Origin of the sequence: Larkinella insperata, from assembly GCF_026248825.1 — a bacterium.
GTDB lineage: Bacteria > Bacteroidota > Bacteroidia > Cytophagales > Spirosomataceae > Larkinella > Larkinella insperata.
Window position 1 is genome coordinate 4,129,388 of sequence record NZ_CP110973.1, and the last position, 12,531, is coordinate 4,141,918.

The 12,531-nt window shown below is 55.4% G+C and carries 6 protein-coding genes; 4 read left to right on the forward strand and 2 right to left on the reverse strand.

Annotated features, from left to right (window positions below; genetic code table 11):
- Positions 1-100 precede the first annotated feature (100 nt).
- Together sov and OQ371_RS16630 are read left to right on the forward strand one after the other, a co-directional pair.
- Positions 101-7,606 carry a T9SS outer membrane translocon Sov/SprA gene (gene sov / locus OQ371_RS16625; protein WP_265989294.1) on the forward strand — a complete coding sequence of 2,502 codons (7,506 nt, stop codon included), beginning with the start codon at positions 101-103 and terminating at the stop codon, positions 7,604-7,606.
- Between the two features lie 219 nt (positions 7,607-7,825).
- Complete coding sequence (locus OQ371_RS16630) at positions 7,826-8,860, forward strand: BamA/TamA family outer membrane protein (RefSeq protein ID WP_265989295.1); 1,035 nt, start codon at positions 7,826-7,828, stop codon at positions 8,858-8,860.
- Here the strand turns inward: OQ371_RS16630 and OQ371_RS16635 are convergent.
- Together OQ371_RS16635 and OQ371_RS16640 are read right to left on the reverse strand one after the other, a co-directional pair.
- Positions 8,857-9,183, reverse strand: a complete 327-nt coding sequence (locus tag OQ371_RS16635) for a DUF2752 domain-containing protein (RefSeq protein WP_265989296.1) — start codon at positions 9,181-9,183, stop codon at positions 8,857-8,859. The genes OQ371_RS16630 and OQ371_RS16635 overlap by 4 nt on opposite strands.
- 43 nt (positions 9,184-9,226) lie before the next feature.
- On the reverse strand, positions 9,227-9,757 hold the full coding sequence (locus tag OQ371_RS16640) for a CD225/dispanin family protein (RefSeq protein WP_265989298.1): 531 nt from the start codon (positions 9,755-9,757) through the stop codon (positions 9,227-9,229).
- 158 nt (positions 9,758-9,915) lie between these two features.
- Here OQ371_RS16640 and OQ371_RS16645 point away from each other — a divergent pair, with 158 nt between their 5' ends.
- Complete coding sequence (locus OQ371_RS16645) at positions 9,916-12,033, forward strand: outer membrane protein assembly factor BamB family protein (RefSeq protein WP_265989300.1); 2,118 nt, start codon at positions 9,916-9,918, stop codon at positions 12,031-12,033.
- A 78-nt stretch (positions 12,034-12,111) separates the two neighbouring features.
- On the forward strand, positions 12,112-12,492 hold the full coding sequence (gene gcvH / locus OQ371_RS16650) for a glycine cleavage system protein GcvH (protein ID WP_265989301.1): 381 nt from the start codon (positions 12,112-12,114) through the stop codon (positions 12,490-12,492).
- Positions 12,493-12,531: the final 39 nt, after the last annotated feature.

A 12,531-nucleotide genomic window follows, 5' to 3' on the forward strand; every position in this document is an offset into this window, starting at 1 on the left:
CACTTATAACTAAAATATTGGCAAGGTTTTCGCCGTTTGGTTGTATGTAAAAGAGTAAGTCTTTATAAGCAAACTACCTATTCACCGAATTTAACTATACGTGCCTCTCTTGGAATGTGTTGAGTACCAACAATGGACCCGGCTGTCGTCAGCAAAGGGCCGGTTTGGATCGTGCTTGGTTGGGCTGTGTGCGTTATTAGTGGGGCTGGCCTGGTTTAACCCGGTAACCGCCCAAAATCCCGCACGCCGACGTACCGTAACACCTGCCGATTCAATTGCCCGCGCTCGCCAGGACAGCATTCGGGCTACTCGAGCAGCCGAACGCCGGCCCATTATTCGCTGGCGGGATCGGTACGTGAGTCCGTTTTCGGTTACTCTGCCCAGATCACCCTTCCTGATGCGTGATCCCCGGGCGGTTACCACGAACGTCCAGCTGGATAGCGTCGGTCAGATTTCGGTTCTGGAGCGGATCGGTACTCCGCGGGATGCTACCCGTCCGAGCGCAGCAACCGCCACGCAGCCTGCCGCCACCACCGGCACCATTGGAGCGCCGACCATTCCGACGACGCCAACCCGTCCGGCGGGAGGATTGCCTTACCGACCGGCCGAAGTGATGTCGTTCCAAGACTATAACCGGTTACAGAACCAACGTGTTCAAAAAAGTTTGTGGCGCGAATACAGCGCGCGCGCGGAAGGGCAGAGTGCTGTCAGCGGGCGGGGCCTGTTGCCCAAACTGGAATTACCCCCGGTATTTGATCGCTTATTCGGTGGTAACCTCGTCGATTTTAAGCCCAACGGCTTTGTCATGCTGGATTTTGGGTACCTCTATCAGTTCATCGACAATCCCATTATTCCGGTCTTGCAGCGCCGAAACGGGAATTTTATTTTTAACGAGCAGATCAATATCAACTTCAACGGGAAAATTGGAGAACGGCTGGGCGTTACGGCCAACTACGATACCAAATCCAGTTTCAATTTCGAGAACGTCCTGAAACTGAATTACCGTCCGCCAATTCCGACGCTGCCCAATGCCAGTAATTTGCCCAACGGATTACCCAATGCTGACGGTCTGACAAATGGCCTCACCAACGGCCTGCCCAATGCGGGTAGCATGGTGCCGTCGGCCATTCCGCAGTTTCAGCCGCAAGATCCCAGCATCATTCAGGGACTGGAAGCCGGTAACATCAGCTGGCCCCTCAGCAGCCAGTTGATTCCGGGCGTACAGAACCTGTTCGGGGTAAAAACCCAGCTTCGCTTCGGTAAACTCTATGCAACCCTGGTGGCCTCGCAGCAGCGTTCGAAGCAGGAGGAAATCGTCATCAAAGGCGGCTCCATGCAGCGGCCCTACGAAATCCGGGTGGATACGTACGACGAAAACCGTCACTTTTTCCTCTCGAACTTCTTCCGGGATAATTACGAACGGTCCTTAAAAAGCCTGCCCCAGATTGTATCCGGTGTTACCATTACGCGTTTAGAGGTATACGTAACTAACCGGACCAACACCACCACGACCCTGCGGAATATCCTCGGTTTTGCGGATCTGGCTGAGGCTCAGCCCTACAACCGGAACAATCCGAATCTGCAACCCATCAGTTCCAACCCGGCGGCTCCCGCCGATAACACCACCGGCAACGGGTTGTACAACCGGGTGAAAGCCAACCCCGGTCTGCGGCAGGTAGACCAGGCGGCTTCGATCCTGGACGGAACGTTCAGCTTTGCGAAGGGTGTGGATTACGAACTGCTGCGGGGCGCCAAACGACTGACCGAAACCGAATACCGATTCCAGCCGGAACTGGGCTACATCTCGCTGGTGACGCCCCTGCGCAACGACGAAGTGCTGGCCGTGGCGTATGAATACACCTACCAGGGCAGGAAATACAAAGTGGGCGAACTGACGGAAGATTACCAGAACCGTCAGGATGACGAAGTGGTCATTCTGAAGCTGTTGAAGTCATCGACGATCCGCAACAACACGCAACTGCCGATGTGGAACCTGATGATGAAAAACATCTATGCGCTCAACACGACCCAGGTTAGCAAGCAGAATTTCCAGTTACGAATAGTTTACAAAGATGACCTGACCGGGATTGACAACCCGAACCTTCAGGAAAGTAACCTGGCCGGTATCCCGCTGGTGCAGGTCTTTAATATGGACCAGCTCAACGCCCAGCTTGACCGGCAACCCGACGGTAATTTCGACTTTGTAGAGGGTGTTACGGTCGATAGCCGGTATGGGCGCGTGATTTTCCCGGTTCTGGAACCGTTTGGTTCGTACTTATCCAGGAGATTAGGCGCCGGCGCTGATGCCGACGTTTACCGCTCCAAGTACGTCTACAACGAACTCTACCGCACAACGCTGGTGGATGCGCAGCAGGTAGCGAGTAAAAACAAATTCTTTCTGCGGGGAAGTTTCCAATCCTCCACGGGCGGTGACGTAACGTTGCCCTACGGCGTTGACGAAAATTCGGTTCAGGTCACCGCGGGCGGGGTTCCGCTGACACCGGGCGTCGACTTTGTGGTGGAATCCCAGATTGGCCGGGTACGTTTTCTGAACGAAGGACTGATGAACTCTGGCCAGGAAATTCGGGTGCGGTACGAACGGCCTGATCTGTTCCAGAACCAGATTCGACGGCTCATCGGTACGCGTCTGGACTACAAACTCAGTCCGGATGTAAGTCTGGGGATGACGGCCATGAACATGAAAGAAACCCCCGCCGGTTTCCTGACGCGCGTGGCCATCGGTAACGAACCGGTGAACAACACCATTCTGGGTTTTGATGCCACCATTCGCAAAGACTCCCGATTTTTGACCCGACTGCTCGACGGCCTGCCGCTCATCCAAACCAAAGAACTCTCAAACATTGCCTTCCAGGGCGAGGTGGCGCAACTGTTCCCCGGGGTGGCTCCGCGGGTCAACAACAACGCCTTCATTGACGATTTTGAAGCCGCCCGGACACTCTACGACCTGACCCGCCAACCAACCCGCTGGCGGCTGGGTTCGACACCCACCACGCCCGAACGCGCTTTTCCGCAGGGAACGCTGGCCGACCCACTGGCTTTTGCCTACAACCGCGCCCGGATTTCGGTCTATACCGTTGACAACACGTTTGCCGCGGCCAACACGATTCCGAATAATCGCGTACCGACCACCAACCTGGGCGAAAGGGATTTACAGAATTACTACGAACAGTTTTTTCAATCCAATGAACTGTTTAAAGGACGTTCGCTGCGGCTGGTCAACCTGCCCGAAAACATCCTGGATGTGGCTTACTTCCCCAGAGAACGCGGGATGTACAACTTCAACCCGAACCTGGACGCCGACGGTCGCTTAGCGGGCGATCCGAAGAAAAACTTTGGGGCGGTAATGCGGGCCATTACGTCCGATGCCGACTTTGACAACGCCAACATCGAGAACATCGACTTCTGGTTGATGGACCCCTTCCTGGGAATGTCGGGCGATACCAATGCCGTAATTCACGACGGATTTGAAAACCGGCCCAACCGCACCGGTGGTAAGCTGATTTTTAACTTGGGGGATGTCTCGGAGGACGTTATCAAAGATGGTCGTTTCGGTTTCGAAAACGGTTTGGCCGTTCCGAACGCCCTTTCACCCGACTCAACGGACTGGGGCCGGGTGACGCGCTCCCAGTTTGTGACCCAGGCGTTTGACAACGTTACCCGTACGCAGCAGGATGTCGGTCTCGACGGTTTGAGCAACCGGGATGAGAACACGTATTTCAGCAGTTACATCAATCAGGTGGCACCCCGTCTGAATGAGCGGGCCCGCGAACGGCTGCTGAGTGACCCCGCCAACGACGACTTTATGTTCTATTACGGACAGCGGGCCGATTCCGTGAAGTACATCGTCAGCCGGTACAAGCAGTACATGGGGATGGAAAACAACTCCCCCGAACTGGAAGACCGCAACCAGGTGATAACGCCGGCGTCAACCACCCTGCCCGACATCGAAGACCTGAACACGGACAATACCATCAACGACAACGAAGCTTACTACGAATACGAAATTGATCTGAAACCGGGTCAGTTGCAGGTTGGGCGTGGCTACATTGTCGACAAAGTTGAGGTCCAGAAAAATGGGAAAACGGTAACCTGGTACTTGTTCCGGATTCCCGTTCGTGAGAACGCGAAGAAGGTAGGGAACATCAACGGCTTTAAGTCCATCCGGTTTATGCGGATGTACCTGACCGAATTTGAGCAGCCGGTGGTGCTGCGGTTTGCCCAGTTGCAGATGACTTCCAACCAATACCGGAAGTACACCGGTGATCTGTCGGCGCAGGGGTTGCAGGAAGTGCCTGAACCGTACGATGCCCAGTTTAAGGTAGCCGCCGTGAACGTGGAGGAAAACAGCGCGCCCGGCCAGAACAAATACATATACCGGGTACCGCCGGGCTTCCAGCGTGACCGCGATTTCACGCAAATCAACCAGGTTGAACTGAACGAGCAGTCGATGAGCCTGAGCGTGACCAATCTGCGCGACGGCGATTCGCGGGCGGCTTTCAAAAACAACAGCCAGGATCTGCTGTTCCGCGAACGGTTGAAGATGTTTATTCACATGCACAGCGACGAGAGCGATATTAACGGTCAGGTGTCGGCTTTTGTGCGGCTGGGTACGGACTTCAAGGAAAACTACTACGAAATCGAAATTCCGAATCTGGTAGCAACGCCGGAAGGCAGCCAGCCGGATGACGTGGTCTGGCCAGTCAACAATGAACTGGACATCGCGCTGAGTGAACTGGTCAACCTGAAGGCGGAACGCAACCGGCAGTATTCCCGAACCTATGCGCAGCCGTTTTCCATGAATAGTCTCGATGGCAGGCACAAATTGACGGTGGTCGGAAGCCCGGATTTGAGTGCCGTGCAGATCATTATGATCGGGATGCGGAATCCCAAATCGGCGGACGAGCGGACGAGGGGCTTTACCATCTGGGTGAACGAACTCCGGGCCAACGGGTTCGACCAGACCGCCGGGCGGGCGGCTGTTGGGGTGCTCAACGCCAAACTGGCGGATGTGGCCACCGTGACGGCTTCGGGTAAAATCACCACCTTTGGTTTTGGCGGGGTGCAGCAGCGCATCGCCGAGCGATCACGCGAAACGTCAACCGAATACGGGATTCAATCGCAGATTGCGGTGGATAAACTGCTGCCCGAAAAGTGGGGCCTGCGGATTCCATTGTACGTTAATTACGATCAGCGGCTGGTTCAGCCGCATTTCAATCCGCTCGACCCGGATACACCGCTGGAAACGACTTTGGCAACCTTCGACAACCAGGAGGAACGGGATCGGTACCGGAGGCTGGTGGAAGACCGTTCCATCCGAAAGGGATTCAACCTGTCGAACTTCCGGAAGGTAAAAACCAACCCGAACGCCAAAAACCATTTCTACGATTTTGAAAACTTCTCGTTTACGTACGCTTTCAACGAAGCGACCCGGACCAACATCCTGACCGAGCAGTTTATTCAAAAGCAAACCCGGGGCGGGATTGCCTACGTCTACAGCGCCCAGCCGAAACCGTTTGAGCCCTTTAAACAATTCCAGGCCCTGGAACGGCCTTACCTGCGCTGGCTGCGCGACTTTAACCTGACTCTACTGCCTACCCAGGTGGCCATTCGGGGCGAGGTAGACCGGAGTTTTATCAAAACGCAGCTCCGTAATTCCGAGCTGACGACCGCCGGGATGGTGCCGCAGTTTGAAAAGTATTTCTGGTTTAACCGGTACTACGATTTGCAGTGGAACCTGACCCGTAACCTGGTGCTGACCTACAACGCCCGCACCAACGCCATCATCGATGAACCGGCCGGCGACTTGAACACGCAGGCCAAAGTTGATTCGGTTTGGGCGAACGCCAGACGGTTTGGCCGGACGAAAAACTACGAACAGAACATCCGGACTACTTACCGAATGCCGTTGGACAAACTGCCACTGCTCGACTGGATTGCCGCTGACCTCACCTACAATATGGGGTACCTGTTCCAGGCCAATTCCTTCGGCATCACCGACACGCTGGGCGTTCCGTTTGGAAACACCATCCGCAACAACCGCGAGTGGGGTGTGCAGGGGCGCGTGGACTTTATCCGGCTGTACAATAAAATCAAGGCCCTTCGGTTTGCCAACACGCCGAACGTGCCGCGCAAAAACTTCACCCGCAACCCCGGTGACGTCGAAGATATTCAACGGACGGAGAGCCGCGTGCTGAAGAGTTTCGTCCGGACTCTGCTAACCGTGCGGGGCATTAACTTCAACTATACCGTTCAGGAATCCACGTTCCTGCCGGGCTTCATGCCTACGCCGAGGTTCTTCGGTATTTCGCGCGAAAATGCGCCGGGGCTGGGGTTTGTGCTCGGTAGTCAGGACCGGAACATTCACCACCGCGCGGCCGAACGGGGATGGTTGTCAAAAAGTGTGGTTCAGAACCAGCCGTTTACCCAATCGATTGCCAAGAAGTTTGACGCCCGCACGACGCTGGAACCCTTTAAAGATTTCCGGATCACGGTGGAAGCCCGGCTGACCCGTCAGGATAGCTATCAGGAGTTTTATCGCCCGGATTCAACCGGCCTCTTCCGGAGCCAGAGTCCGCTGCGAAACGGGCAGTTCAGCATGTCGTTCCTGTCGTTCAAGACGGCCTTCACCAAGCTGAATCGCGACAATTCTTCGCCCATTTTTGACCGGTTTGCCGAGTATCGCAAGATTATCCTGAACCGGTTGATGGGAATCAATCCGGGCGTGGGAGGTGGTGGAGAATACAACCTGACGTCGCAGGACGTTCTGATTCCGGCCTTCTTCGCGGCTTACAGCGGAAAAGACCCGAATACCGTCAAGATCAATCCGTTCCTGCGCTTCCCGCTGCCCAACTGGCGGGTCGATTACAACGGTCTGGCCCAACTGAAACCGTTCCGTAAACTGTTCAGCGCTTTCACACTTTCGCACAGTTACAACTCAACCTACAGCGTCGGTAACTTTATCTCGTCGCTGGATTACGAAGCGCTGTACGTCAATCTGGCGGTGATGGGCTATAATCTCGGAACGCGCTACAATGCCGATAAACAGTTCATCCCGATTTTTGTCATGAGTACCATTACCATGACCGAACGGTTTGCGCCGTTGATCGGGGCGACGTTCCGGACGCAGAGCAAAATCAGCGGGGGGCTGGAATACAACCAGGACCGCAGCGTGGCCCTGAACCTGTCCAACGCGCAGGTGGCCGAGCTGACCAACAAAGACATTACGTTCCGGTTTGGTTTTACGAAGTCGAATTTCCGGATTCCGTTCAAAATCAACGGAGCGTATCGCCGGTTGAAAAACGATCTGACGTTTAACTGCAACCTGACGTTCCGCGATACCCGCACGGTTCAGCGGAAGTTCGATGATTCAAATACGCAGGTGAACGACAATGGGGTTGGCGAGCAGATTATTACGGCGGGTAACGTTAACTTCCAGTTGCGGCCGCAGGTCAGCTACGTGGTCAATCGCCGGTTGAACGTGCAGGTGTACTTTGACCGGACCTTCAATGATCCGCTGGTGTCGAACTCCTTCCGGCGGGCTACCACGGCGGGCGGGGTGCAGGTCCGGTTCAACCTAGCCGAGTAGCCATACTTTTACCAATTTCAACAGGGAAATACCCGAACGCAGAATCATTCTGACCGTTTTTCCAGTTATTCATTAAAATCCCATTAAAACGCTTGTGAGCTGGGAGCAAAAATGCATATGGAAATTCGCCGGACGGGTATTTCATTTCTGTTGATTTATGGTTTACTGAATTCACCCGTTTGGGCACAGGGAAAAGTAGTTCAGTTCGTAAAAAGAATTTTGAACGACACTTCATCGGCGGCCACCTCCAAATTACTGGTATTTCCAACGGCCGGTTTTGCGCCCGAAACCAGTGTTGAAGTAGGGATTCGGGCATTTTCTCTGTTTTACGCCAAAAAAGACACGGTTGTTAACCGGCTGAGCGAAATTGTTCTCTACTCCTTCGTCACGTTTCGGGGGCAGTTTGGCGCGGTGCTGGAGAATGCCGCCTACACAAACAAAAACCGGTACTTCTTTCTGGGTCGGGCGCGGTTTCAGCAGTTCCCGCTGTTGTATTACGGGATTGGTCCCAACACGTCCTCGCGCAATCCGGCACTGGTCAACTCCAGCTACGTTCAGATCCGCCAGCGCATACTTCGACAGGTCAAAAACAACTGGTACGCGGGCATTGAAGCCGATTTCCAGAACATCAGCCGGGTTTCGTTCGAAGTTGAAAACCAACCCAGTGTTGATTTACCGCCCGGCGCGGACGGCTCCAACACCGTAGGACTTGGCGCGGCCCTGGTGTACGACGATCGTAAAAATGTCCTGAATGTGCGAAAAGGAAATTTTCTGGAAACCGGTATTCTGTGGTATCGTCCCGGTTTTGGCAGCGATTTCCGGTACCGGAGTTTGATTCTGGACGCCCGGGCCTATCGTCCGCTGGGTCGTTCCAACCGGGTGCTGGCGTTGCAGATTGCCGGAACATTTATGAACGGGATCATCCCCTTCAACAACCTGGGCCTGATCGGGGGCGAATCGCTGATGCGCGGGTATTACCTGGGCCGGTACCGCGACCAGAACGTGCTGGCGGGTCAGGCCGAACTACGCTGGTTGCCCTTCGGCTTCAGCAAACGGTGGGGCGGAACGCTGTTTGCCGGATTGGGAACGGTGGCGCCAACGGTTCAAACTTTCCGGATTGATCAGGTTCGCTGGGCGGCCGGGGGGGGCATACGGTTTCTGTTCTTCCAGAAAAAAGACGTTTTCCTGCGGGCCGATCTGGGCCTGACCCGCGAAGGCACCGGTTTCTACGTATCGCTGGGGGAAGCGTTTTAAAGCACATTTCTTCCAATCCCGTACAGAACTACGATGCCGAAGATCAGCCAACTGGCGGTTTTTCCGTACAGCCGTTGGTGCAGTCCCGGCCGTTTGGGACCAAGCGGGGTGTATTCCAGCAAAAAACCGAGAAGCAAATAGGGCAACGACAGCACCAGCAGCGGGTTGTAGCTAAACGCCTGCCCAACGCGGCCGTGTAGCAACTGATGCAAACACCGTTGCGAACCACAGCCTGGGCATTCCAGACCGGTCAGCAGCTTGAACGGGCAGGGCGGGAAAAACGATACCTGAGCTGGATTGAACCAGCCGTAGCTGCAAACCATCCCCAGAAGGACGATCAGAACGGCGAACCCCCCGAACCGCTTTTTACTGATATGACTGAAGAAGTCCGCCAAAGATGCCGAGGAAAAAGAGTAAGAAGTAAAGCACCCAAAGACCGATCGAGACAAAGAAGCTTACTTTGGTCCACTTGGCCGCTTCGGCAGACGCCCGTTGCGCCCCGATAAAATCACCGTTGGCGTAGCGGGAATCGACATTAGCCGCGTTGACGATGCCGGCAATTCCGAAGGGAAGGCAGCAGAAGAGCGTTGCCAGAATCGACTCAACCAGCCAGTTTTTGGGCTTGGGTGGTGCCGATCCGAGCGGTTGATTGGGCGTATACGACTCCTGAAAAGGACGGCTGACGGGCGGAACGACGGAAGGCTGGGTGGGATTAACCGATGGAAAAGCCGCCCCCGAAAGCCATTCATTAATTTCCGGAACGCTTTGAGCATCCATCCAGTCGGGCAGGCCCTGAGTCCAGACTTTGGTAGTCGGTTGGATGGGTTTAGACCGTAATTCGTCCAGACTAAAGGGGCCAAATTGCTGATTGCCTTCCAGGTAGTAATACTGCTTCATGAAAAGAGTAGGAGGGGTTTAAAATCGGGTCAGTAAGATAGAAAAAGATGCCGACTCGCGGATGAAAGCCACCTCTTTTTTATTAACGGTTTCCAACAGTAATAATGACGTTCATTCGTCTTTAAACCAATCAGATAGGACTGCTTTACTTCTTTCTGATGCGTCAAGACTTTGTTATAAAGGCAACGATGGGCCTGCTGACGGTGCTGTGGGCCGTCTCGTTTGTCCCAATTTCCAACCTGGAGGGAGTTGGCACGGACTGGCACGAATACAACGGCAACGGCGAGCAAAGCCACTACAGCCCGCTCAATCAGATTACTAAAGCCAATGTGCGGCACCTGACGAAAGTGTGGGAATACGCTTCGGGCGGGGCCGATTCGCTGAGGAATCAGACGCAGATTCAGTGCAATCCGATTGTGGTTGGCGGTGTTCTGTACGGTGTTTCGGCGGGTTCTCAGGCGTTCGCGCTCGATGCTGCCACGGGAAAAGAACGCTGGAAAACGGCCCTGACCGACGAAACGTTTAAAATGACCAGCCGGGGCGTTACCTATTGGACCGACGGCACCCAAAAACGGATTTTCTTCGCCTACGGACACCTGCTATACGCCCTCGATGCCACGACCGGAAAACCGGTGCCGACGTTTGGACAGGCCGGAAAAATAAACCTGCGAGACGGACTGGAGCGACCCGGGGCCGATGATTACGTGGTGGCCAATACCCCCGGAATTGTATTCGAAGACCAGATCATCATTGGCGTTCGGGTGGCGGAAGGCCCGACGGCCTTGAAGGGCGATATCCGCTCGTACGACGTGCGGACGGGGCGGCTTGTCTGGACATTCCGGACCATTCCGGAGCCGGGTGAGTTTGGGTACGAAACCTGGCCGAAAGACGGCTACCGCAACGTGGGCGGGGCCAACAACTGGATGGGAATGGCCATCGACCGGCCGCGGGGCATCGTCTACGCGCCGACGGGTTCGGCGGCTTTTGATTTTTACGGCGGCAACCGGCTGGGGGCCAATTTATTTGCCAATTGCCTGCTGGCGCTGGATGCCCGGACCGGCAAACGACTCTGGCATTTTCAATTTGTGCACCATGACATCTGGGACCGCGATCCGCCCGCTCCGCCTAACCTTCTGACGGTGGTACAAAATGGACGAAAAATTGACGCCGTGGCTCAGGTTACCAAGCAGGGGCAGGTGTTTGTCTTTGATCGCGTGACGGGAAAACCGGTGTTTCCCATTGAGGAAAAACCGTTTCCGGCGTCGGACATTCCGGGAGAAGAAGCCCATCCGACGCAACCCATTCCGCTTAAACCGGCACCGTTTACCCGCCAGACGTTTACGGAAAAGGACCTGAACGAAACCGTGGCGGATCGGGAGGAAGTGATAGCGCAACTGCGGGCGAGCCGGACCGGCACACCGTATTATCCGGTGGGGCGTCAGCGGACGATTTTCTTTCCCGGAACCGACGGAGGCGCGCAGTGGGGTGGGGCGGCAGTCACTCCCGATGGGATGCTGTACGTTCCGGCCAAGGAAATACCGGTTTACTCCACGCTGATCGACGCACCCAAACCCACGGCGGTTAGCAGTGCCGAAACGTTATATGCGACCAACTGCGGAGCCTGCCACGGAGCCGACCGCCGGGGCGACCATAGCGGAGCCTATCCCTCGCTGCTGGCCGTCAATGAGCGGATGAAACCGGAGGCCATTCACGAACTGCTGAAAAAGGGTCGGGGCATGATGCCGGCGTTTTCGCACTTATCACCGGACGAACGCAAGGCCATTGTGGATTTTATCTCCGGGAAAACAAACGCTCAGCATACCGTTGCGGCCACGCAGAGCCGCACCTGGCTGCCCTACATGCACACGGGCTACAACCGCTGGTACGACCGCAACGGCTTTCCGGTGAGCCGCCCGCCCTGGGGTACGCTGACGGCCATTGACCTGAATACCGGCGAACACCGCTGGCAGATTCCGCTGGGGGAATTTCCGGCGCTGACCAGGCAGGGCGTTCCGCCAACCGGAACCGACAATTACGGCGGCCCGGTCGTAACGGCCAGCGACCTGCTTTTTATTGCGGCCACGCCCGATGAAAAGTTTCGTATTCTGGACCGTCAGACCGGCAAACTGCTCTGGGAAACCCAGCTTCCGGCTGCGGGCTACGCCACTCCCGCCGTGTATGCGGTGGGGGGAAAGCAGTACGTGGTGATTGCCTGCGGAGGTGGAAAACTAAAAACCCGTTCCGGCGACCGCTACGTGGCTTTTGCGCTGCCTTGACCGGAAACAAAGGCCGGGACGAGGGTTTGTAAAACCGTTTTACGTGTGTAACTTGCAGCGCTAAACGAATTGTTACCAATGAATTTTCCCGAAGAACTGAAATATACGCAAGACCACGAGTGGATTCGCATTGAGGGCGACACCGCCGTTGTTGGTATTACCGATTTTGCCCAAAGTGAATTGGGAGACATTGTATTTGTGGAAGTCACCAGCGTCGGGCAAAGCTTGCCGAAGGGCGACATTTTTGGATCGATTGAAGCCGTCAAAACGGTATCGGATCTGTTTCTGCCCGTGGCGGGCGAAGTGCTTGAAATCAATCCGGAAGTGGAAAAATCACCCGAACTGGTCAACGATGATCCGTACGGCCGGGGCTGGATTATCCGGCTGAAACTGACCGACAGCGCCGAAACCGATGAGTTGTTGTCGGCCGGAGCCTATAAAGAGTTGGTGGGCGCCTAACGCCCGATTTGATCAGGAAGCTCCAACCGGGGCTTTTTT